Annotated in this window: 22 protein-coding genes; 20 read left to right on the top strand and 2 right to left on the bottom strand. The window is 71.4% G+C overall.

From position 1 onward, the window contains the following. The first annotated feature begins 3 nt into the window (after nt 1–3). The 4 genes from hisS (at nt 4) to rpsD (ending at nt 4432) form a co-directional block, all read left to right on the top strand. A complete protein-coding gene (gene hisS / locus ACF06X_RS24990) occupies nt 4–1266 on the top strand; it encodes a histidine--tRNA ligase (RefSeq protein ID WP_392289532.1) in 1263 nt (420 codons plus the stop codon). 156 nt (nt 1267–1422) lie between these two features. Further along, complete coding sequence (locus ACF06X_RS24985) at nt 1423–2058, top strand: vitamin K epoxide reductase family protein (RefSeq protein WP_392289531.1); 636 nt, start codon at nt 1423–1425, stop codon at nt 2056–2058. A 52-nt stretch (nt 2059–2110) separates the two neighbouring features. Further along, nucleotides 2111–3463, top strand: a complete 1353-nt coding sequence (locus ACF06X_RS24980; protein WP_392289782.1) for a replication-associated recombination protein A — start codon at nt 2111–2113, stop codon at nt 3461–3463. Nucleotides 3464–3817: 354 nt separating this feature from the next. Continuing rightward, nucleotides 3818–4432 carry a 30S ribosomal protein S4 gene (rpsD, locus tag ACF06X_RS24975; RefSeq protein WP_260230400.1) on the top strand — a complete coding sequence of 205 codons (615 nt, stop codon included), beginning with the start codon at nt 3818–3820 and terminating at the stop codon, nt 4430–4432. A gap of 31 nt (nt 4433–4463) precedes the next feature. Here the strand turns inward: rpsD and ACF06X_RS24970 are convergent, their stop codons facing one another. After that, nucleotides 4464–6614: an ATP-binding protein gene (locus ACF06X_RS24970; RefSeq protein WP_392289530.1), complete on the bottom strand. Its 2151-nt coding sequence runs from the start codon at nt 6612–6614 to the stop codon at nt 4464–4466. Between the two features lie 170 nt (nt 6615–6784). Between ACF06X_RS24970 and ACF06X_RS24965 the strand changes: the two genes are divergently transcribed. The 14 genes from ACF06X_RS24965 to nusB all read left to right on the top strand — a co-directional run bounded on the left by ACF06X_RS24965 (nt 6785) and on the right by nusB (nt 20091). After that, nucleotides 6785–7231, top strand: a complete 447-nt coding sequence (locus ACF06X_RS24965) for a DUF948 domain-containing protein (RefSeq protein WP_392289529.1) — start codon at nt 6785–6787, stop codon at nt 7229–7231. A gap of 5 nt (nt 7232–7236) precedes the next feature. Next, nucleotides 7237–7596 carry a DUF6167 family protein gene (locus ACF06X_RS24960; RefSeq protein WP_392289528.1) on the top strand — a complete coding sequence of 120 codons (360 nt, stop codon included), beginning with the start codon at nt 7237–7239 and terminating at the stop codon, nt 7594–7596. Next, on the top strand, nt 7596–10265 hold the full coding sequence (gene alaS, locus ACF06X_RS24955; RefSeq protein WP_392289527.1) for an alanine--tRNA ligase: 2670 nt from the start codon (nt 7596–7598) through the stop codon (nt 10263–10265). The genes ACF06X_RS24960 and alaS overlap by 1 nt, the downstream gene beginning before the upstream one ends. Nucleotides 10266–10276: 11 nt before the next feature. Further along, nucleotides 10277–10741: a Holliday junction resolvase RuvX gene (gene ruvX, locus ACF06X_RS24950; protein ID WP_158994068.1), complete on the top strand. Its 465-nt coding sequence runs from the start codon at nt 10277–10279 to the stop codon at nt 10739–10741. 101 nt (nt 10742–10842) lie between these two features. Further along, on the top strand, nt 10843–12534 hold the full coding sequence (mltG, locus tag ACF06X_RS24945; RefSeq protein WP_392289526.1) for an endolytic transglycosylase MltG: 1692 nt from the start codon (nt 10843–10845) through the stop codon (nt 12532–12534). Then, complete coding sequence (locus ACF06X_RS24940) at nt 12521–13354, top strand: shikimate dehydrogenase (protein ID WP_392289525.1); 834 nt, start codon at nt 12521–12523, stop codon at nt 13352–13354. Before mltG ends, ACF06X_RS24940 begins: the two co-directional genes overlap by 14 nt. A 209-nt stretch (nt 13355–13563) precedes the next feature. Then, nucleotides 13564–14748 (top strand): chorismate synthase, encoded by a 1185-nt coding sequence (aroC, locus tag ACF06X_RS24935; protein WP_392289524.1) that lies wholly within the window; start codon nt 13564–13566, stop codon nt 14746–14748. A gap of 29 nt (nt 14749–14777) precedes the next feature. Beyond that, a complete protein-coding gene (locus ACF06X_RS24930) occupies nt 14778–15263 on the top strand; it encodes a shikimate kinase (protein WP_392289781.1) in 486 nt (161 codons plus the stop codon). Next, a complete protein-coding gene (gene aroB / locus ACF06X_RS24925) occupies nt 15260–16354 on the top strand; it encodes a 3-dehydroquinate synthase (RefSeq protein WP_392289523.1) in 1095 nt (364 codons plus the stop codon). Before ACF06X_RS24930 ends, aroB begins: the two co-directional genes overlap by 4 nt. After that, nucleotides 16351–16797, top strand: a complete 447-nt coding sequence (locus ACF06X_RS24920) for a type II 3-dehydroquinate dehydratase (RefSeq protein ID WP_392289522.1) — start codon at nt 16351–16353, stop codon at nt 16795–16797. Before aroB ends, ACF06X_RS24920 begins: the two co-directional genes overlap by 4 nt. A 109-nt stretch (nt 16798–16906) precedes the next feature. Further along, nucleotides 16907–17851, top strand: a complete 945-nt coding sequence (locus ACF06X_RS24915) for an AAA family ATPase (RefSeq protein WP_392289521.1) — start codon at nt 16907–16909, stop codon at nt 17849–17851. An 83-nt stretch (nt 17852–17934) separates the two neighbouring features. Further along, nucleotides 17935–19041 (top strand): aminopeptidase P family protein, encoded by a 1107-nt coding sequence (locus ACF06X_RS24910; protein WP_392289520.1) that lies wholly within the window; start codon nt 17935–17937, stop codon nt 19039–19041. 49 nt (nt 19042–19090) lie between these two features. After that, nucleotides 19091–19657 (top strand): elongation factor P, encoded by a 567-nt coding sequence (gene efp / locus ACF06X_RS24905; protein WP_392289519.1) that lies wholly within the window; start codon nt 19091–19093, stop codon nt 19655–19657. Between the two features lie 2 nt (nt 19658–19659). Then, entirely contained in the window at nt 19660–20091 is a 432-nt protein-coding gene (nusB, locus tag ACF06X_RS24900; RefSeq protein ID WP_392289518.1) for a transcription antitermination factor NusB, read from the top strand. 164 nt (nt 20092–20255) lie between these two features. Here nusB and bldD read toward each other — a convergent pair whose 3' ends face one another. Further along, nucleotides 20256–20756: a transcriptional regulator BldD gene (gene bldD, locus ACF06X_RS24895; RefSeq protein ID WP_005319862.1), complete on the bottom strand. Its 501-nt coding sequence runs from the start codon at nt 20754–20756 to the stop codon at nt 20256–20258. A gap of 246 nt (nt 20757–21002) precedes the next feature. On the opposite strand from bldD, the gene pyrR reads away from it, so the two are divergent. Both pyrR and ACF06X_RS24885 read left to right on the top strand, forming a co-directional pair. Next, entirely contained in the window at nt 21003–21566 is a 564-nt protein-coding gene (pyrR, locus tag ACF06X_RS24890; RefSeq protein WP_392289517.1) for a bifunctional pyr operon transcriptional regulator/uracil phosphoribosyltransferase PyrR, read from the top strand. 112 nt (nt 21567–21678) lie between these two features. Then, entirely contained in the window at nt 21679–22656 is a 978-nt protein-coding gene (locus ACF06X_RS24885; protein WP_392289516.1) for an aspartate carbamoyltransferase catalytic subunit, read from the top strand. The last annotated feature ends 2 nt before the right edge of the window (nt 22657–22658 follow it).

Here is a 22658-nt window from a genome sequence, read left to right as displayed (position 1 = left end):
CACGTGAGCACCTTCAAGGCCCCCAAGGGCACGTACGACCTGATCCCGCCCTACTCCGCCACCTACCTGGCGGTCCGGGACGCGATCTCCGCGCCCCTGCGGAAGTCCGGCTACGGCTACGTCGAGACACCCGGCTTCGAGGACGTCAACCTCTTCGCCCGCGGCGTCGGCGAGTCCACCGACATCGTCACCAAGGAGATGTACGCCTTCGAGACCAAGGGTGGCGACAAGCTCGCCCTGCGCCCCGAGGGCACCGCCTCCGTGCTGCGCGCGGCCCTGGAGGCCAGCCTGCACAAGCAGGGCAACCTGCCGGTGAAGCTCTGGTACTCCGGTTCGTACTACCGCTATGAGCGCCCGCAGAAGGGCCGTTACCGTCACTTCTCCCAGGTCGGCGCCGAGGCGATCGGCGCCGAGGACCCGGCGCTCGACGCCGAGCTGATCATCCTCGCCGACCAGGCGTACCGCTCGCTCGGCCTGAAGAACTTCCGCATCCTGCTGAACTCGCTCGGCGACAAGGAGTGCCGCCCCGTCTACCGCGAGGCGCTGCAGGCCTTCCTGCGCGGCCTCGACCTCGACGAGGACACCCTGCGCCGGGCCGAGATCAACCCACTGCGGGTGCTCGACGACAAGCGCGAGGCCGTGCAGAAGCAGCTGGTCGGCGCGCCGCTGCTGCGCGACTACCTGTGCGACGCGTGCAAGGCGTACCACGAGGAGGTGCGCGCGCTGATCACGGCGGCGGGCGTGGTCTTCGAGGACGACGCGAAGCTGGTGCGCGGCCTGGACTACTACACGCGGACCACCTTCGAGTTCGTCCACGACGGTCTCGGCTCGCAGTCCGCGGTGGGCGGCGGCGGTCGCTACGACGGCCTCTCCGAGATGATCGGCGGCCCGGCGCTCCCGTCGGTCGGCTGGGCGCTCGGCGTGGACCGCACGGTCCTCGCCCTGGAGGCCGAGGGCGTCGACCTGGACATCCCCGCCACCACCAGCGTCTTCGCGGTGGCCATCGGCGCGGAGGCACGCCGCGTCCTCTTCGGCAAGGTCACCGAGCTGCGCAAGGCCGGCGTCGCGGCGGACTTCTCCTTCGGCGGCAAGGGCCTGAAGGGCGCGATGAAGGACGCCAACCGCTCCGGGGCCCGTCTCACCGTCGTCGCGGGCGAGCGCGACCTCGCCGAGGGCGTCGTCCAGCTCAAGGACATGGAGTCCGGCGAGCAGGAGGCGGTCGCCCTGGACGCCCTGGTCGACGCGGTCCGCGCGAAGCTGGCCTGACCGCATCACCTTCACGCGGGCCCGGACCACGCCGTGGTCCGGGCCCGCGTGCCGTCCTCGTGCCTGCCCGTCCTTATGTCCACCGAACGGTGGACTCGGGGCCGGGTGCGGCACAATGACCATGCCCGGAAGCCAGCGAGCGATGGATACGACGACATGACGAGTGCAGCGGTTGACCACGCGTCCGCCGAGCGGAACGGCGACGGCGGTGGCGGCACGATCGGCGCGAGCCGGGCCTTCGCCTGGATGCTGGTGGTCACCGGCGCGGCCGGTCTGCTCGCCGCCTGGGTCATCACGATCGACAAGTTCAAGCTCCTCGAGGACCCCGGCTTCACGCCGGGGTGCAGCCTCAACCCGATCGTCTCCTGCGGCAACATCATGAAGAGCGAGCAGGCCTCGGTCTTCGGCTTCCCCAACCCCATGCTCGGCCTCGTCACCTACGCCATGGTGATCGCGATCGGTGTGGGGCTCCTCGCGGGCGCCCGCCACCGCCGCTGGTACTGGCTCGGCCTGAACGCGGGCACGTTCTTCGGTGTCGGCTTCTGCACCTGGCTGATGTACCAGTCGCTGTACGAGATCAACGCCCTGTGCCTGTGGTGCTGCCTCGCGTGGGTCGCCACCATCGTCATGTTCTGGTACGTGACCTCGCACAACGTCCGCAGGGGCGTCATCCCCGCCCCGGCCGGGCTGCGGACCTTCTTCGACGAGTTCACCTGGGTGCTCCCCGTCCTGCACATCGGGATCATCGGGATGCTGATCCTGACGCGCTGGTGGGACTTCTGGACGAGCTGACGGGGATCGGGCCCGAGGGCGTTGTCAGTGGCGTGACCTAGGCTTCATGACTGTGGAGCCCGACCTCTTTACCGCCGCCGCGGAAGAACGCCAGGAGAAGGACCCGTCCAGCAGCCCCCTGGCCGTCCGGATGCGCCCGCGCACCCTCGACGAAGTCCTCGGCCAGCGGCATCTGCTGAAGCCGGGATCGCCGCTGCGCCGACTCGTCGGGGAGGGCGGCGGCGGCCCGGCGGGCGCCTCCTCCGTGATCCTCTGGGGGCCGCCCGGCATCGGCAAGACGACCCTCGCGTACGTCGTCTCCAAGGCGACCAACAAGCGGTTCGTGGAGCTCTCCGCGATCACCGCGGGCGTCAAGGAGGTCCGGGCGGTCATCGAGGGGGCCCGGCGGGCGACCGGCGGCTACGGCAAGGAGACCGTCCTCTTCCTCGACGAGATCCACCGCTTCTCCAAGGCCCAGCAGGACTCGCTCCTCCCGGCCGTGGAGAACCGCTGGGTGACGCTGATCGCGGCGACGACGGAGAACCCGTACTTCTCGATCATCTCCCCCCTGCTCTCGCGCTCCCTGCTGCTCACCCTCGAACCGCTCACCGACGACGACCTGCGCGACCTGCTGAAGCGGGCGCTGACCGAGGAGCGCGGCCTGGGCGGGGCGGTCTCGCTGCCGCAGGACGCCGAGGCGCACCTGCTGCGGATCGCCGGCGGCGACGCGCGCCGGGCGCTGACGGCCCTGGAGGCGGCGGCGGGCGCGGCCCTCGCCAAGGGCGAGCCGGAGATCACGCTCCAGACGGTCGAGGAGACCGTCGACCGGGCGGCGGTGACGTACGACCGTGACGGCGACCAGCACTACGACGTGGCCAGCGCCCTCATCAAGTCGATCCGCGGCTCGGACGTCGACGCGGCGCTGCACTATCTGGCGCGGATGATCGAGGCGGGGGAGGACCCCCGGTTCATCGCCCGGCGACTGATGATCTCGGCCAGTGAGGACATCGGCCTCGCGGACCCGACGGCGCTGCCGACGGCCGTGGCGGCCGCCCAGGCCGTCGCCATGATCGGTTTCCCCGAGGCCGCGCTGACGCTGAGCCACGCCACGATCGCGCTGGCCCTGGCCCCGAAGTCGAACGCGGCGACCCTCGCCATCTCCGCCGCCCAGGCGGATGTGCGGGGCGGCCTGGCGGGCCCGGTCCCGGCCCACCTCCGCGACGGCCACTACAAGGGCGCGGCCAAGCTGGGCCACGCCCAGGGGTACGTCTACCCGCACGACGTCCCGGGCGGGATCGCGGCCCAGCAGTACGCCCCGGACGCGGTCCACGGCAAGCGCTACTACGAACCCACCCGGTACGGCGCGGAGGCGCGGTACGCCGACGTCGTCGAGAAGGTGCGGGAGCGGCTCCGGGGCGACGGCTGACGGCGGGACCCGGGGGCGTGCACGGGCCCCCGGCCGACCCGGTACACTCATGAGCAGTGCTGCGTCCCGTGTCCGGCTTCGGCCGGCGCCACCAGAACGGGACATGCAGCCGGAGCCCCACCTCAGGCGGGACCTCCAGGAGTGTCGCGCACCTTCGAAGGTGTCGCGGGCAACCCATCACCTTTCCGGATCTCCGGGACCAGGCGATGGGCCGTTCGCGTGCTGCACGTATGTGCCCAGACCAGGGAACGGCTGCCCGAAAGGTCCTCGACGACCGTTCGGGTTTCCCCGGCTGCGGATGCGACCTCCTCAACCCTGGTGAAGCCGTATTCATACAGATAGAGAGGTTGGTTCATGCCGAACCAGTCCCGTCCCAAGGTCAAGAAGTCGCGTGCCCTCGGCATCGCGCTGACCCCGAAGGCCGTCAAGTACTTCGAGGCCCGCCCCTACCCGCCGGGTGAGCACGGCCGCGGCCGCAAGCAGAACTCGGACTACAAGGTCCGTCTGCTCGAGAAGCAGCGTCTGCGCGCCCAGTACGACATCAGCGAGCGCCAGATGGCGCGCGCCTACGACCGTGCCAAGAAGGCCGAAGGCAAGACGGGCGAGGCGCTGGTCGTCGAGCTCGAGCGTCGCCTCGACGCCCTGGTCCTGCGTTCGGGCATCGCCCGCACCATCTACCAGGCCCGCCAGATGGTCGTCCACGGCCACATCCAGGTCAACGGTGGCAAGGTCGACAAGCCGTCGTTCCGTGTCCGTCCCGACGACGTCGTGATGGTCCGCGAGCGCTCCCGCGAGAAGCCCCTGTTCCAGGTGGCCCGCGAGGGTGGCTTCGCCCCCGACGGTGAGACCCCGCGCTACCTGCAGGTCAACCTGAAGGCCCTGGCCTTCCGCCTCGACCGCGACCCGAACCGCAAGGAAATCCCGGTCATCTGCGACGAGCAGCTGGTCGTCGAGTACTACGCCCGCTGATCCAGGCGACGTAGTACCGCGCACTTCGCGGTCATCGGCCCGCCGCTTCCCCGCCCTTACCGGTGGGGGAGTCGGCGGGCTTCCGCGTTCCCGGGACCGTCGTACGGAACGGCCGGGGCGCCTCGTCCGCGCGGCCGGCGGCCGGATCCCGTCGCTCGCCGAGCGCCCGGCGCACGGCCGCGTCCAGGGAGAGCCCCCGCCCCTCCCGTACCGACGCGCCGTAGCGCTCCGCGCCGAGCAGCTCGCCGGCCTGGCGCTCGCACAGCGCACGCGGCCCGTTGAAGGAGCCCGAGCCGAACAGCTGCAGGCCCACCGCGTCCCACACCGGCAGCGCGGCCCCCTGGAGCACCGCCGCCTCCGCCGGATCCCCCTCGCTCGCCGTCACCAGCGCCAGCAACTCGATCGCCAGGACCAGACCCACCAGGTCGTGGAACATGTGGTTGATCGTGACGCACTCCCCGAGCAGGGCCCGGGCCTCGGCGTGATCACCCCCCGCCCACGCCGCGTACGCCAGCACGTACAGGGCGTACGCCCTGGTCCAGCGCTCGCCGCGCTCCTCGCAGACCTCCCGCACCTCGGCGCAGAGCGCGACCGCCCCCTCCAGGTCGCCCTGGAAGACCTTGGCCATCGCCAGCTCCACCTGCCCCATCAGCACATTGCTGTTCAGCTCGCCCAGCTCGCGGTACGTCTCCAGGGCCCGGCCGATCAGCTCCTCGGCCCGGGGCATGTCGTCCGAGAGCAGCGCCAGACAGCCCATCCGATGGGTCGCGTACGCCTCGGCCAGCGGGTTCCCGGTGGCGCGGGCCCGCTCCCGGCACTCGTGCAGCGCCGCCACCGCCGCCGTGCCGTCCCCCTGCAGGATCGCCACATAGCCGAGCACCCAGAGCGCCTTGAGCCGGGCGGCCGGGTGTTCGGCATGGCCCGGGTCGAGCGACAGCGCCCGGTCCAGCCAGTGCCGCCCCTCGGAAAGGCGCCCGCAGCCCACCCAGTAGAACCAGAGCGTCCCCGCGAGATGCCGCGCCAGATGCCCCTCGCCGGGCTGCTCCAGGCAGAGCTCGAGCGCCGCCCGGAGATTGGGCAGCGCCACGTCCGCGCACGCGGCGACCTCGCCCTGACGAGGGCTGAACCACTCCAGCTCGCACCAGGTGGCAAGGCCCATGTACCAGTCCCGGTGGCGCCGCCGCATGCGCGCCGTGTCGCCGAGCGCCGCCAGCCACTGCGCCCCGTACGCGGCGACCGTGTCCAGCATCCGGTGGCGCGGACCCGCCGCCGTCTCCTCGCGGAACACGAGGGACTGCGCCACCAGACCGCCGAGCACCTCCACGACCCGGTCCGCCGGCAGATCCGGTCCACCGCAGACGTACTCCACCGCCTCCAGGTCGAACGGCCCGGCGAAGACCGAGAGCCGCGCCCACAGCAGCCGCTCCTCGGGCGTGCACAGCTCGTGGCTCCAGCCGATCGCCGTCCGGAGCGCCTGATGGCGGGGGAGCGCACCGCGCGTCCCCTCCGAGAGGAGCCGGAAGCGGTCGTCGAGCCGGTGCAGCATCTGCTCCACGGTGAGCAACGGAAGCCGCCCCGCCGCCAGTTCGAGGGCGAGCGGAATCCGGTCGAGGCGCCGGCACAGCTCCCGCACCGCCCCCGGGTCGTCCGCCGGGGCACCGGCCGCCGACGCCCGCTCCCCGAAGAGCCGCACCGCGTCCTCCTCGGCCATCGGCGCCAGCGCGAACACCGCCTCCCCGTCCACCCGGAGCGGGCGGCGGCCCACCGCGAGCACGGTCAGACCGGGGGCCGCCCGCAACAACTCCCGCAGCAGCGGGGCGCACTCCTCCACGAGGTGCTCGAAGCCGTCCACGACGAGCAGGAGCCGGCGCTCGGCGAGATGCTCGATCAGCGCCTCGCGCGGGGTGCGCAGCGTGTGATCGGTCAGGCCCAGCGCCTCGACCAGGGCGTGCGCCACAAGGTCCGGGTCGCGCAGCCCCGAGAGTTCCGCGAGGCGCACGCCGTCGGCGTAGCGTTTCTGCGCCGCCGACGCGGCCCGCAGCGCCAGTCTGGTCTTGCCCACACCGCCCACGCCGACCACGGTGACCAGGCGGGATTCGGCAAGGAGCAGGCTCAGTCGGTCCTGCTCATCGGCGCGTCCGACGAACCGGTTCAGATCCGCCGGGAGATTGCTCCGTCGCATGGGACACGGAGCGTACTCACCCGGACGCACTCCGTACAATCGGACCGCGCGAACCCCTCCCACGAGCCCCGGGTACGAGCGGTAATGCGGTACGGGGAAAGACCGCGGGCGCGATAGGGTCGGAGGACGACTTCTGGCAAGGGCCCAACGACAGCAGAGAGCGGTGCGGAGTGACCGGTGGAGAGGTTGCCGGGATCCTGGTGGCCGTGTTCTGGGCGATTCTCGTCTCCTTCCTCGCCGTGGTGCTGGTGAGGCTGGCGCAGACGCTCAAGGCGACCACCAAGCTCGTGGCGGACGTGACCGAACAGGCCGTCCCGCTGCTCAGCGACGCCTCCGCGACCGTGCGGTCGGCGCAGACCCAGCTCGACCGGGTCGACGCGATCGCCTCGGACGTCCAGGAGGTCACCTCCAACGCCTCGGCGCTCTCCACCACCGTCGCCTCTACCTTCGGCGGCCCGCTGGTCAAGGTCGCGGCCTTCGGCTACGGCGTGCGCAGGGCGCTCGGCCGCGGCCGTGACGACCGCGGCCGTGACGAGGCACCGCGGGCGTCCGCGCCACGAACCGTTGTCGTCGGTCGCACCGTGCCGTCCGCGAGACGCCGGAAGCAGAAGGGCTGAGCTCCATGTTCCGCCGCACGTTCTGGTTCACCGCAGGCGCAGCCGCCGGCGTGTGGGCCACCACCAAGGTCAACCGCAAGCTCAAGCAGCTGACCCCTGAGAGCCTCGCCGCGCAGGCGGCGAACAAGGCGATCGAGACCGGCCACCGGCTCAAGGACTTCGCCCTCGACGTCAGGTCGGGCATGGTCCAGCGCGAGGCCGAACTGGGAGAGGCGCTCGGCCTGGACGCACCGGCCGGCCGTGAACTCCCCGGGGCCCGCCGGACGGCCGCGCTCGGCCCCACCCCGCACACCACCACGACCACGACCACGTACTCGTACGACGAAACGCCTACGAGTCCGCACAACCGGAATGAGGACCACTGATGGAGTCGGCTGAAATCCGCCGCCGCTGGCTGAGCTTCTTCGAGGAGCGCGGGCACACCGTCGTGCCTTCGGCGTCGCTCATCGCGGACGACCCGACTCTGCTTCTGGTCCCCGCCGGCATGGTTCCGTTCAAGCCGTACTTCCTCGGCGAGGTCAAGCCGCCGTTCTCCCGCGCCGCCAGCGTGCAGAAGTGCGTGCGTACGCCGGACATCGAAGAGGTCGGCAAGACCACCCGCCATGGCACCTTCTTCCAGATGTGCGGCAACTTCTCCTTCGGCGACTACTTCAAGGAAGGCGCCATCAAGCTCGCCTGGGAGCTGCTGACCACCTCGGTGGAGCACGGCGGCTACGGGCTGGAGCCGGAGAAGCTCTGGATCACGGTCTACCAGGACGACGACGAGGCCGAGCAGATCTGGCGCGACGTCGTCGGCGTGCCGGCCGAGCGCATCCAGCGGCTGGGCAAGAAGGACAACTTCTGGTCGATGGGCGTCCCCGGCCCCTGCGGCCCCTGTTCCGAGATCAACTACGACCGCGGCCCCGAGTTCGGCGTCGAGGGCGGCCCCGCCGTCAACGACGAGCGGTACGTGGAGATCTGGAACCTCGTCTTCATGCAGTACGAGCGCGGCGAGGGCACCTCGAAGGAGGACTTCGAGATCCTCGGCGACCTGCCGTCGAAGAACATCGACACCGGCCTCGGACTCGAGCGCCTGGCGATGATCCTGCAGGGCGTACAGAACATGTACGAGACCGACACCCTCAAGGTCGTCATCGACAAGGCCACCGAGCTCACCGGCGTCGACTACGGCTCCTCCCACGACACCGACGTCTCGCTGCGTGTGGTCGCCGACCACATGCGCACGTCCGTGATGCTCATCGGCGACGGCGTCACCCCCGGCAATGAGGGCCGCGGCTATGTGCTCCGCCGCATCATGCGCCGCGCCATCCGGAACATGCGCCTGCTCGGCGCCACCGACGTCGTCGTCGGACAGCTCGTGGACACCGTGATCGACACCATGGGCGAGCAGTACCCGGAGCTGGTCACCGACCGCAAGCGGATCGAGACGGTCGCCCTGGCCGAGGAGGCCCGCTTCCTCAAGACGCTCAACGCCGGCAGCAACGTGCTCGACGGCGCCGTCTCCGAGACCAAGGCCGCCGGCTCCACGGTCCTCCCGGGCGACAAGGCGTTCCTGCTCCACGACACCTGGGGCTTCCCGATCGACCTCACCCTGGAGATCGCCGCCGAGCAGGGCCTCTCCGTGGACGAGGACGGCTTCCGCCGTCTGATGCAGGAGCAGCGGGACAAGGCCAAGGCCGACGCCAAGGCCAAGAAGACCGGCCACGCCGATGTCGCCGCCTATCGCGAGATCGCGGACAGCAGCGGCTCGACCGAGTTCACCGGCTACACCAACACCGAGGGCGAGACCACCGTCGTCGGCCTGCTGGTCAACGGCGTCCCGTCGCCCGCCGCCACCGAGGGCGACGAGGTCGAGGTCGTCCTGGACCGCACCCCGTTCTACGCCGAGGGCGGTGGCCAGCTCGCCGACCAGGGCCGGATCAAGCTGCACAGCGGCGCCGTCATCGACGTCCGCGACGTCCAGCAGCCCGTCCCGGGCGTCTCCGTCCACAAGGGCTCCGTGCAGGTCGGCGAGGTGACGGTCGGCTCCACCGCCTACGCCGCCATCGACGTGCGCCGCCGCCGGGCCATCGCCCGCGCCCACAGCGCCACCCACCTCACGCACCAGGCGCTGCGGGACGCCCTGGGCCCGACGGCCGCCCAGGCCGGTTCGGAGAACTCGCCCGGCCGCTTCCGCTTCGACTTCGGCTCCCCGAACGCCGTGCCCGGCACGGTCCTCACGGACGTCGAGCAGAAGATCAACGAGGTCCTCGCCCGGGAGCTCGACGTGCACGCCGAGGTCATGCCGATCGACGAGGCCAAGCGCCAGGGCGCCATCGCCGAGTTCGGCGAGAAGTACGGCGAGAAGGTCCGCGTCGTCACCATCGGCGACTTCTCCAAGGAGCTGTGCGGCGGTACGCACGTCCACAACACCGCCCAGCTGGGTCTGGTGAAGCTGCTCGGCGAGTCGTCGATCGGCAGTGGCGTCCGCCGTGTCGAGGCCCTCGTCGGTGTCGACGCGTACAACTTCCTCGCCCGGGAGCACACAGTCGTCGCCCAGCTCCAGGAGCTGGTCAAGGGCCGTCCCGAGGAGCTGCCCGAGAAGATCTCCGCCATGCTCGGCAAGCTGAAGGACGCCGAGAAGGAGATCGAGAAGTTCCGCGCCGAGAAGGTGCTGCAGGCCGCCGCCGGCCTGGTCGAGAGTGCCAAGGACGTCCGCGGTGTCGCCGTCGTCACCGGCCAGGTCCCCGACGGCACCTCCGCCGACGACCTGCGCAGGCTGGTCCTCGACGTCCGCGGCCGCATCCCCGGCGACCGCCCGGCCGTCGTGGCCCTGTTCACCACGGCGAACGGCCGTCCGCTGACGGTCATCGCCACCAACGAGGCCGCCCGCGAGCGCGGCCTCAAGGCCGGTGACCTGGTCCGCACCGCCGCCAAGACGCTCGGCGGCGGCGGTGGCGGCAAGCCGGACGTCGCCCAGGGCGGCGGTCAGAACCCCGAGGCCATCGGCGACGCCATCGACGCCGTCGAGCGCCTCGTGGTGGACACCGCGTGACGGAGACGACGATGCGTCGCGGCCGTCGCCTCGCGATCGACGTCGGGGACGCCCGGATCGGGGTCGCCTCGTGCGACCCCGACGGGGTCCTCGCCACCCCGGTGGAGACCGTGCCGGGACGTGACGTCCCGGCCGCCCACCGGCGGCTGCGGCAGATCGTCGAGGAGTACGAACCGATCGAGATCGTGGTCGGCCTCCCTCGCTCCCTCTCCGGGGGCGAGGGGCCCGCCGCGGCCAAGGTCCGTCGCTTCGCCCAGGAGCTCGCCCGCGGTGTCGCTCCCGTACCGGTCCGTCTCGTCGACGAGCGGATGACGACGGTGACGGCCACGCAGGGGCTGCGCGCCTCCGGGGTGAAGGCGAAGAAGGGGCGGTCCGTCATCGATCAGGCCGCCGCTGTGATCATCCTTCAAGCAGCTCTTGAGTCCGAACGGGTATCAGGTAATCCGCCCGGCGAGGGCGTCGAAGTGGTCATCTGATCGCGATACGGTAACGTTCCGCGCGATGCGGCGGTGTTCGAACAGCTGCCGCACTACGTAGAGGCGGACCGTCCGGACGCCTCGCGGCTGTTTGGGGATCGATGACTGAGTATGGCCGGGGCCCCGGCTCCGAACCGTGGCATCCCGCGGACCCGCTCTACGGGGACCAGGGATGGGGAGGCCAGCAGCAGTACCCGCAGCAGGCGCAGGCGCAGTACGGCCATCAGGACCCGTACGGCCAGGACCCGTATGCGCAGGACCAGTACGGCCATGGCGGGCAGCCACAGGCCTATGAACCGCAGTACCAGCAGCAGCCTCAGCAGCCGCAGCAGTACAGCGATCCGCAGTACGGCGGGCAGCAGGCGCACCCGGGGCAGGGATACGACACGCCCGGGTACCCCGCACAGCAGTACGACCCGAGCTGGGAGACCGGCCAGGCGGCCATGCCGTACGGCACCACTCCGGCCGATCCCTACGGCGGCCAGAACCCCGACCTCTACGGCACGCCCGAGGCGTTCCCGCCCCCGCGGCCGCCCGGCCGCCGGCAGGAACAGCCGGAGCCCGTGACCGACTGGGAGGCGGAGGCCGCGGCCGCCGAGGAGGAGCGGCACCCCTTCTTCACCGGTGGGAACGGCGACGGTGACGACGACGAGTACGACGACGACCCGGCCGAGAGCCGTTCCTCGCGCGGCGGACGCGACCGCCGTGGCAAGGGCAAGAAAAAGAGCAAGAACGGCGTCGCCTGCCTCGTCGTCGCCCTCGTCCTGGCGGGTGGTGTAGGCGGTATCGGCTACTTCGGCTACCAGTTCTGGCAGGGCCAGTTCGGCGCGGCGCCCGACTACGCGGGCGAGGGCAGCGGTGAGGTCCAGGTCGAGATCCCGAAGGACGCCAGCGGCTACGAGATCGGCAACATCCTCAAGAAGGCCGGGGTCGTCAAGAGCGTCGACGCCTTCGTCTCGGCGCAGGGGAAGCACCCCAAGGGCCTGTCCATCCAGGCCGGCGCCTACACGCTGAAGAAGGAGATGTCGGCGCAGAGCGCCGTCGCGCTGATGCTCAGCCCGGCCAGCCAGGCCAACCTGATCATCCCCGAGGGCCGGCGGAACATCTGGGTCTACGAGCAGATCGACAAGAAGCTCGGCCTGGAGAAGGGCACGACCCAGGGCGTCGCCAAGGCGAAGGCTGACGACCTCGGCCTCCCGGACTGGGCGAAGAACCACGAGGACGTGAAGGACCCGCTGGAGGGCTTCCTCTTCCCGGCGAGCTACCCGGCGGCCAAGGGGAACAAGCCGGAGGACGTGCTCCGCAAGATGGTGGCGCGCGCGAACCAGGAGTACGGCAAGCTCGATCTGGAGGCGAAGTCCCAGCAGCTCGGGCTCAAGGGTCCCTGGGAGCTGGTCACGGTCGCGAGCCTCGTACAGGCCGAGGGCAAGACGCACGACGACTTCCGGAAGATGGCCGAGGTGGTCTACAACCGCCTGAAGCCGGACAACACCGAGACGAACCAGAAGCTCCAGTTCGACTCCACCTTCAACTACCTGAAGGGCCAGAGCGAGATCAAGATCTCCGAGAGGGAGGTCAACAACAACTTCGACCCGTACAACACGTACACGAAGCGGGGCCTGACCCCCGGGCCCATCGGAAACCCCGGAACCGAGGCCCTCGCCGCGGCGCTCAACCCGACGAAGGACGGCTGGATCTACTTCGTCGCCACCGACGGCATGAACAAGACGGAGTTCGCCAAGACCCTGGCCGAACACGAGAAGCTGAGGGACAAGTTCAATGCCAACAGCTGACGGGCGGCGGGCGGCCGTCCTCGGCTCGCCCATCGCCCACTCGCTCTCGCCCGTCCTGCACCGGGCCGCCTATGCGGCGCTCGGCCTGGAGAACTGGTCGTACGACCGCCACGAGGTCGACGAGGCGGCGCTGCCCGGGTTCCTCGCCGGACTCGACGACTCCTGGGCCGGGCTTTCGCTGACCATGCCGCTGAAGCGGGCGGTCATCCCGCTGCTCGACGAGATCAGCGACACGGCCGCATCGGTCGAGGCCGTCAACACGGTCGTCTTCACCGAGGACGGCCGACGGATCGGCGACAACACCGACATCCCCGGCCTTCTCGCCGCCCTGCGCGAGCGGGGCGTCGAGAAGGTCGAGTCCGCCGCGATCCTCGGCGCCGGTGCCACCGCCTCCTCCGCGCTCGCCGCGCTCGCCCGGATCTGCGCGGGCACCGTCACCGCGTACGTACGTGGTGAGGCGCGGGCCGAGGAGATGCGGGGCTGGGGCGAGCGGCTCGGCGTGGACGTCCGTACGGCGCAGTGGGGGAGCGCCGCCGAGGCGTTCGCGTCACCCCTGGTGATCGCCACGACCCCCGCCGGAGCGACGGACGACCTGGCGGCCGCCGTCCCGGACGGCCCCGGCACGCTCTTCGACGTGCTGTATCACCCCTGGCCGACCCCGCTCGCCGCCGCCTGGTCGGAACGCGGCGGGACTGTCCTCGGCGGCCTGGACCTCCTCGTCCACCAGGCGGTGCTCCAGGTCGAGCAGATGACGGGCCGCTCGCCGGCGCCCCTGGCCGCGATGCGCGCCGCCGGAGAGCGGGCGCTCGGCGCGCACTGAGCGCTGAGCGATGCGCGCCGAGCGGTGGCCGGACGCCGCAGGCCGGCCCGGCCCGCTGCCGACCCGATGCCCGACCTGACATGCTGCGTCCGATACCTGGACCGGCGAGCGGGTTCGGGCCCCGGACGTGGGAGGATCGGATACGGCGGGCCCGGGCCGCGCACCCGGTCGCGCCGCAGCAGTTCCAGGCGCGAGCATGAGGAGCATCGTTGAGCAGGTTGCGTTGGCTGACCGCTGGGGAGTCCCACGGACCCGCGCTGGTCGCGACGCTGGAGGGTCTTCCCGCCGGTGTCCCGGTCACCACCGAGCTGGTGGCGGACCACCTCGCGCGGCGGCGCCTGGGCTATGGGCGCGGCGCCCGGATGAAGTTCGAGCAGGACGAGATCACCTTCCTCGGCGGTGTCCGCCACGGGCTCTCCCTCGGTTCGCCGATCGCGGTGATGGTCGGCAACACCGAGTGGCCGAAGTGGGAGAAGGTCATGTCGGCCGACCCGGTCGACCCCGCCGAGCTGAAGGAGACCGGCCGGAACGCTCCGCTGACGCGGCCCCGGCCCGGTCACGCGGATCTCGCGGGCATGCAGAAGTACGGGTTCGACGAGGCCCGGCCGATCCTGGAGCGGGCGTCCGCGCGGGAGACCGCGGCCCGCGTCGCCCTCGGCGCCGTCGCCCGGTCGTTCCTGAAGGAGACCGCGGGCATCGAGATCGTCTCGCACGTGATCGAGCTCGCCGCCGCCAAGGCGCCGTACGGCGTCTACCCGACCCCCGCCGATGTCGAGAAGCTGGACGCCGACCCGGTGCGCTGCCTGGACGCGGACGCGTCGAAGGCGATGGTCGCGGAGATCGACCAGGCCCACAAGGACGGCGACACCCTCGGCGGGGTCGTCGAGGTCCTCGCCTACGGGGTGCCGGTCGGACTCGGCTCGCACGTGCACTGGGACCGGCGGCTCGACGCGCGGCTGGCCGCCGCGCTGATGGGCATCCAGGCGATCAAGGGCGTCGAGGTCGGGGACGGATTCGAGCTGGCCCGGGTGCCGGGCTCGAAGGCCCACGACGAGATCGTCTCGACGCCCGAGGGCATCAAGCGCACCTCCGGCCGCTCCGGCGGCACCGAGGGCGGCCTCACCACCGGTGAGCTGCTCCGGGTCCGCGCCGCGATGAAGCCGATCGCGACCGTGCCGCGCGCCCTGGCCACCGTCGATGTCGTCACCGGCGAGGCGGCGCAGGCCCACCACCAGCGCTCCGACGTCTGCGCCGTGCCGGCCGCGGGCATCGTCGCCGAGGCGATGGTCGCGCTCGTCCTCGCGGACGCCGTCGTGGAGAAGTTCGGCGGCGACAGCGTCCCCGAGACCCGTCGCAACGTCCGGTCGTACCTCGACAACCTCCAGATCCGGTGACCGGACCCCTGGTCGTCCTCGTCGGACCGATGGGCTCCGGCAAGTCCACGGTGGGCGCGCTCCTGGCCGAGCTGCTCGGCGCGCCCTACCGGGACACCGACGCCGACATCGTCGCCGCCCAGGGCCGCGAGATCTCGGACATCTTCATCGAGGACGGTGAGGAGCACTTCCGCGCCCTGGAGCGGGAGGCGGTACGGACCGCGGTCGCCGAGCACGAGGGCGTCCTCGCCCTCGGCGGCGGCGCCGTCCTCGACCCCGGCACCCGCGAGCTCCTCAGCGGGCTGCCCGTCGCCTATCTCTCGATGGACGTCGAGGAGGCGGTCCGCCGCGTCGGACTCAACACCGCGCGGCCGCTGCTCGCCGTCAACCCGCGCCGCCAGTGGCGCGAGCTGATGGAGGCGCGCCGCCACCTCTACACCGAAGTCGCCCGGGTCGTCGTCGCCACCGACGACCGCACCCCCGAAGAGGTCGCGAGCGCGGTCCTCGACGCACTGGAGCTGAAGAAGGACGTATGACGGACCAGGAAGTGACCCGTATCCAGGTCGGCGGCTCGGCGGGCACGGATCCGTATGAGGTGCTGGTCGGACGGCAGCTGCTCGCCGAGCTGCCCGCCCTGATCGGCAACCGCGCCAAGCGCGTGGCCGTGATCCACCCCGAGGCGCTCGCGGAGACGGGCGAGGCCCTCCGGGCCGACCTCGCGGAGCAGGGCTTCGAGGCCGTGGCCATCCAGGTGCCGAACGCCGAGGAGGCCAAGACCGCCGAGGTCGCCGCGTACTGCTGGAAGGCGCTCGGTCAGACCGGCTTCACCCGCACCGACGTGATCGTCGGCGTGGGCGGCGGCTCGACGACCGACCTGGCCGGCTTCGTGGCCGCCACCTGGCTGCGCGGCGTGCGCTGGATCGCCGTACCGACCACCGTCCTCGGCATGGTCGACGCGGCCGTCGGCGGCAAGACGGGCATCAACACCGCAGAGGGCAAGAACCTCGTCGGCGCCTTCCACCCGCCCGCCGGGGTGCTCTGCGACCTGGCCGCGCTGGACTCGCTGCCGGTCAACGACTACGTCAGCGGCATGGCGGAGATCATCAAGGCCGGCTTCATCGCCGACCCGGTCATCCTCGACCTCGTGGAGGCCGACCCGCAGGGCGCCCGTACGCCCGAGGGGCCGCACACCGCCGAGCTGATCGTCCGCTCGATCAGGGTCAAGGCCGAGGTCGTCTCCGGCGACCTCAAGGAGTCCGGCCTGCGGGAGATCCTCAACTACGGCCACACCCTGGCCCACGCCATCGAGAAGAACGAGCGCTACAAGTGGCGCCACGGCGCCGCTGTGTCGGTCGGCATGGTCTTCGCCGCCGAGCTCGGCCGGCTCGCCGGCCGGCTCGACGACGCCACCGCCGACCGGCACCGCACGGTCCTGGAGTCCGTCGGCCTGCCGCTCACCTACCGCGGTGACCAGTGGCCCAAGCTCCTGGAGACCATGAAGGTGGACAAGAAGTCCCGCGGCGACCTGCTGCGCTTCATCGTCCTCGACGGGCTCGCCAAGCCGACCGTCCTCGAAGGCCCCGACCCGGCGGTGCTCGTCGCGGCCTACGGCGAGGTGTCCGCGTGAGCGAACTCAAGCCCGTCCTCGTGCTGAACGGCCCGAACCTCGGCCGCCTCGGCTCGCGTGAGCCCGACATCTACGGCGCCACGTCGTACAAGGGCCTGGTGGAGTCGTGCCGGGCCCTCGGCGCCGAGCTGGGCTTCGACGTGGACGTGCGGGAGACCAATGACGAGGGCGAGATGATCCGCTGGCTGCACGAGGCCGCGGACGGTTCGATCCCCGTCGTCCTCAACCCGGGTGCGTTCACGCACTATTCGTACGGGATGCGCGACGCGGCCGCCCAGCGGACCGCGCCGCTGATCGAGGTGCACATCTCGAACCCGTACACCCGGGAGGAGTTCCGGCACACCTCGGTGGTCGCCGCCGTGGCCACCGGGACCGTCGCCGGGTTCGGCATCGGCTCCTACCGGCTGGCCCTGCGGGCGCTCGCCGAGGAACTGACGGACTGAAGGATTCCGCCCCAGGGCACTCCCGACCGCCCCCGGCCGTTCCCCTTGTGGGGGCCGGGGGCGGTAACGTTCCCGGAAGTATCGGCCGTACGAGACGGAGTGGCACCGGATGCAGCACGCAGTGGGGGCTCCGTTGCCGCCGCACGACCATTCGGGTTGGGCCTCGGGAGCAGGCCGACCTTCCGTACCGCCCCTGCCGCCTCTGCCGCAGGGCGGGCATCAGGCACCGCACCCGCACCCGCGTCCCGTCCCTCCGGGGCCGCTGCCCGGAGCCCCGCATCCCGCTCCGCCCGCCACGGGCTGGGCCGGCGGCATGGCGCCGCATCCCGGCCCCCAGCACCCGGGTCCGCAGCACCCGGCTCCGCAGCACCCGAGTCCCCAGCACCCGAGTCCCCAGCACCCCGGTTCGGCGCCGCCGCCTTCCGCGCCGCCGCGGGACAGCACCGGGCACGTCCAGCTGCCGCCCGTGGCCCTGCCCGTCGAGCCCGGCACCGGCACGGCGACGCTCGCCGTCCTCCTGATCGGCCCCGCGGGCGCCGGGAAGACGACCGTCGCCCGTCACTGGGCCCAGCGCCGTCGTGTCCCGACCGCGCACATCAGCCTCGACGACGTCCGTGAATGGGTCTGCTCCGGCTTCGCCGACCCCCAGTCGGGATGGAACGAGCACTCCGAGGCGCAGTACCGGCTCGCCCGCCGGACCTGCGGCTTCGCCGCGCGGAACTTCCTCGCCAACGGCATCTCCTGCATCCTCGACGACGCCGTCTTCCCCGACCGACCGGTCGTCGGCCTCGGCGGCTGGAAACGGCATGTCGGCCCGGGGCTGCTTCCGGTCGTTCTCCTGCCCGGCCTGGAGATCGTCCTGGAACGCAACGCCGAGCGCAGCGGCAACAGGCGCCTCTCCGACGAGGAGGTCGCCTCCATCCACGGCAGGATGGCCGGCTGGTACGGCTCCGGTCTGCCGATCATCGACAACTCGAAGTACGACGTCGAGACCACGGCCCGGGTCCTCGACGAGGTCCTGGCCCGCTCCATAGCCAGCCCGCCCGCCTGGTGACCGATGGCCTGATGCGGCCGGGTGGCGGCACGGTCGGGCGCGCTGAGCGAGCCGGGTCGGCCCACCCCTCGTAGGCTCGGAACATGTCAGAGGTGTATGCGGACCGCCGTGTGCGGCTGCGCGACCGGTGCGCGGCAGCGGGCAGCCCGGCGGCCCTGGTCTCCCGCCCCGCCAATGTCCGCTATCTCGCGGGTGGTTCGCCCCCCGGCGCCGTACTGCTGCTCGGCCCCGACGAGGACGTCCTGGTCTGCCCCACCACGCCCGGCGGCGATCCCGCCGAGGGGCGGCTCGACGAGCTGCTCCGGCAGTCCGTGCTGCCCCCGGCCGGGGGCGACCCCGCCGTCACCGCCGTCGACCTCGCCCGGAAGGCGGGCGCGGACGCGCTCGCCGTGGAGGAGCACCATCTGACCGTGGCCCGCCACCGCGCCATGAGCTCCATCGCGCCCAAGCTCCGCCTCGCCGACCTCGGGGGCGCCGTCGAGCAGCTGCGGATCGTGAAGGACGAGGACGAGATCGCCTGCCTGAGGATCGCCGCCGAGATCGCCGACCAGGCCCTCGGCGAGCTCCTCGAATCCATCCTGGTCGGGCGGACCGAGCGCCATCTCGCCCTGGAGCTGGAGCGGCGGCTCGTCGACCACGGCGCGGACGGCGCCGCCTTCGCGACCTCCGTGGGGACCGGACCCAACTCCGGCCGCGGCGGCCACCGGCCCTCCGACCGCCGGGTCGAGGAGGGAGATTTCCTCTCCGTCTGCCTCGGCGCGAACTATCGCGGCTACCGCTGCGAGATCGGCCGCACCTTCGTCATCGGCACCACTCCCGCGGACTGGCAGATCGAGCTCTACGAACTCGTCTTCGCCGCTCAGCGGGCCGGACGGGAGTCGCTGGTGCCGGGCGCCGGATACCGGGACGTGGACCGGGCGGCGCGCCAGATCCTGGACGGCGCGGGCCACGGAGAGGCCGTTCCGCCGCTCACCGGGCACGGTGTCGGCCTGGAAATCGACGAGGACCCGCAGCTCGCACCCTCGGCCATGGGTAAACTGGACGCTTGTGTGCCGGTCACCGTCGAACCGGGGGTCCACCTCCCGGGCCGGGGCGGGGTCCGGATCGATGACACGCTCGTCGTGCGCCAGGAGGCGGACGGCGGACCCGAGCTACTCACCATTACGACCAAGGAGCTGCTCGCGCTGTAGGGCGCGTACGCCTCCCTGGTCCCACGTCAGTCCAGGAGATTCCGCAACCGTGGCTTCCACGAACGACCTCAAGAACGGCATGGTGCTCAAGCTCGAAGGCGGCCAGCTCTGGTCCGTCGTCGAGTTCCAGCACGTCAAGCCCGGCAAGGGCCCGGCCTTCGTGCGCACCAAGCTCAAGAACGTGCTGTCCGGCAAGGTCGTCGACAAGACCTTCAACGCCGGCGTCAAGGTCGAGACGGCCACTGTCGACAAGCGCGACATGCAGTTCTCGTACATGGACGGCGACTACTTCGTCTTCATGGACGTGAAGACCTACGACCAGCTGATGGTCGACCGCAAGGCCGTCGGCGACGCCGCGAACTTCCTGGTCGAGGGCTTCACCGCCACCGTCGCGCAGCACGAGGGCGAGGTGCTCTTCGTCGAGCTGCCGGCCGCCGTCGAGCTGACCATCGAGCACACCGACCCGGGCGTCCAGGGTGACCGCTCCACCGGCGGCACCAAGCCCGCCAAGCTGGAGACCGGCCACGAGATCCAGGTCCCGCTCTTCGTCACCACCGGCGAGAAGGTCAAGGTCGACACCCGTACGAGCGACTACCTCGGCCGGGTGAGCAGCTAACCGTGGCTGCCCGCAGCAACGCCCGTAAGCGAGCCTTCCAGATCCTCTTCGAGGCCGACCAGCGCGGTGCGTCCGTGCAGCAGGTCCTCGCGGACTGGGTCCGGCACGCACGGTCCGACGACCGCCAGCCGTCGGTCAACGAGTTCACGATGCAGCTGGTCGAGGGGTACGCGGACTACGCGAACCGGATCGACGAGCTCATCGCCACCTACGCGGTGGACTGGGACCTCGACCGCATGCCGGCCGCCGACCGGAACATCGTGCGCCTCGGCGCGTACGAGCTGATCTGGCTGGACGAGACGCCGGACGCCGTGGCGATCGACGAGGCGGTGCAGCTCGCCAAGGAGTTCTCCACCGACGAGTCCCCGACGTTCGTCAACGGCCTCCTGGGCCGCTTCAAGGACCTGAAGCCGCGCCTGCGCCGGGAAGCCTGAGCCCGACGCCTCCCGGCAGTCGAAGGGGCCCGCAGCACACCGTGCTGCGGGCCCCTTCGGCGTACGCGGGCCGACCGGACGCGGAAAACCGCCGGGGTGGCGGAAGGCAAACGGCCTTCCGCCACCCCGGCGGCAACGTTTCTGCTGATCGGCTCTCGGAGGTGTCAGCTCTCCTCGTGGGCGACCGCGCGACGCGCGTCCGCGTCCAGGACGCCCCAGCTGATGAGCTGCTCGGTCAGGACCGAGGGCGACTGGTCGTAGATGACGGCGAGGGTGCGCAGGTCGTCCTGGCGGATCGAGAGCACCTTGCCGTTGTAGTCGCCGCGCTGGGACTGGATCGTCGCCGCGTAGCGCTGCAGCGGTCCGGCCTTCTCCTGCGGGACGTGGGCCAGGCGCTCCAGGTCCAGGACGAGCTTCGGCGGCGGCTCGGCGGCCCCGCCCGGAGTGGTGCCCGGCAGGAGCTCCTGCACCGGCACCCCGTAGAAGTCCGCCAGCTCGGCGAGGCGCTGCACCGTCACGGCGCGGTCACCACGCTCGTACGAGCCGACCACGACGGCCTTCCAGCGGCCCTGGGACTTCTCTTCCACACCGTGGAGGGAAAGGCCCTGCTGGGTGCGGATGGCACGGAGCTTGGCCCCGAGCTGTTTTGCGTATTCGCTGGACATATAGCTCCCCGGACGCTGTGACAACGTGCGGCTCCGCCGCGTGGCTGGTAACTCACTGTGAGGTTACGCAGCGTTACTTGTCCCCGTCAAGCCGAATGGTCCATACCGCCCCCCTCCGAGGGACGGCGCCCGGTGGGTCGACAGGGTGGTGAGCAGGGTGGTCGTCCGCCCCTGGTAGAGTCGGTGGCGCAATTCCGACGTCCTTTAAGAGCCGTCCCGTGAGGCGGAGAAGGAGGTCCGTTTCATATGGACTCGCAAGCGCAGACCGATGCCGCACGCCCCGTTCTCGAGGGTCCGGACATCGCGCGGGTACTGACCCGCATCGCCCACGAGATCGTCGAGCGCGCCAAGGGCGCCGACGACGTGGTGCTCCTCGGCATCCCGACGCGGGGCGTCTACCTCGCCCGCCGGCTGGCCGAGAAGCTCGCCGGGATCACCGGACGCACGATCCCGGTCGGCTCCCTCGACATCACCATGTACCGCGACGACCTGCGGATGAAGCCCGCCCGGGCGCTCGGCCGCACCGAGATCCCCGGTGAGGGCGTCGACGGCCGCCTGGTCGTCCTCGTCGACGACGTGCTCTTCTCCGGCCGCACCATCCGCGCCGCCCTCGACGCGCTCGGCGACATCGGCCGCCCCCGCGCCGTCCAGCTCGCGGTCCTCGTCGACCGCGGACACCGCGAACTCCCGATCCGCGCCGACTACGTCGGCAAGAACATCCCCACGTCGCTGCGGGAGACGGTCAGGGTCCAGCTCGCCGAGGAGGACGGTCGCGACACCGTCCTGCTCGGCGGCAAGCCGTCCTCCTAGCCGTACCGGCTTCCGACGGGTCCAGGGCACACCCCTGCGCGCCCGCACGCCCGACGGGCCTCCCGGGGGACACCCCCGGACCCCCGACCTCCCACCACGGAGCGAAACCCCGATGATGCGTCACCTCATCTCGGCCGCCGACCTCACCCGCGACGACGCCGTCCTCATCCTCGACACCGCCGAGGAGATGGCCCGGGTGGCCGACCGGCCGATCAAGAAGCTGCCCGCCCTGCGCGGCCGCACGATCTGCAACCTGTTCTTCGAGGACTCGACCCGTACCCGCATCTCCTTCGAGGCCGCCGAGAAGCGCCTCTCCGCCGACGTGATCAACTTCGCGGCCAAGGGGTCCAGCGTCTCCAAGGGCGAGTCCCTCAAGGACACCGCCCAGACGCTGGAGGCGATGGGCGTCGACGCCGTCGTCATCCGCCACAGCGCCTCCGGCGCCCCCTACCGCCTCGCCACCTCCGGCTGGATCGACGCCCCCGTCATCAACGCCGGCGACGGCACCCACCAGCACCCCACCCAGGCCCTGCTCGACGCCTTCACCATGCGCCGCCGCCTCGTCGGCCGCGACGCCGGCCTCGGCCAGGACCTCGCCGGCAAGCGCATCACCCTCGTCGGCGACGTCCTGCACAGCCGGGTCGCCCGCTCCAACGTCGACCTGCTCCACACCCTCGGCGCCGAGGTCACCCTGGTCGCCCCGCCCACCCTGATCCCGGTCGGCGTCGAGGCCTGGCCCTGCGAGATCAGCTACGACCTCGACAGCGTGCTGCCGAAGTCCGACGCCGTGATGATGCTGCGCGTGCAGCGCGAGCGGATGAACGCCGCCTTCTTCCCCACCGAGCGCGAGTACTCGCGGCGGTACGGGCTCGACGGCCACCGGATGGCGAAGATGCCCGAGCACGCCATAGTGATGCACCCCGGCCCCATGGTCCGCGGCATGGAGATCACGGCCGAGGTCGCCGACTCCGACCGCTGCACGGTCGTCGAGCAGGTCTCCAACGGCGTCTCCATCCGCATGGCCGTCCTGTACCTGCTGCTCGGCGGCAACGAGCCCGCCGCCGCCCACCCCCGTACCGAGGAGAACTGAGA

This window comes from Streptomyces sp. NPDC015346, assembly GCF_043078785.1.
Classification (GTDB): Bacteria; Actinomycetota; Actinomycetes; order Streptomycetales; family Streptomycetaceae; genus Streptomyces.
Note: the sequence above shows the minus strand (reverse complement) of the source record. Positions and strands in the feature narration are given on the sequence as shown.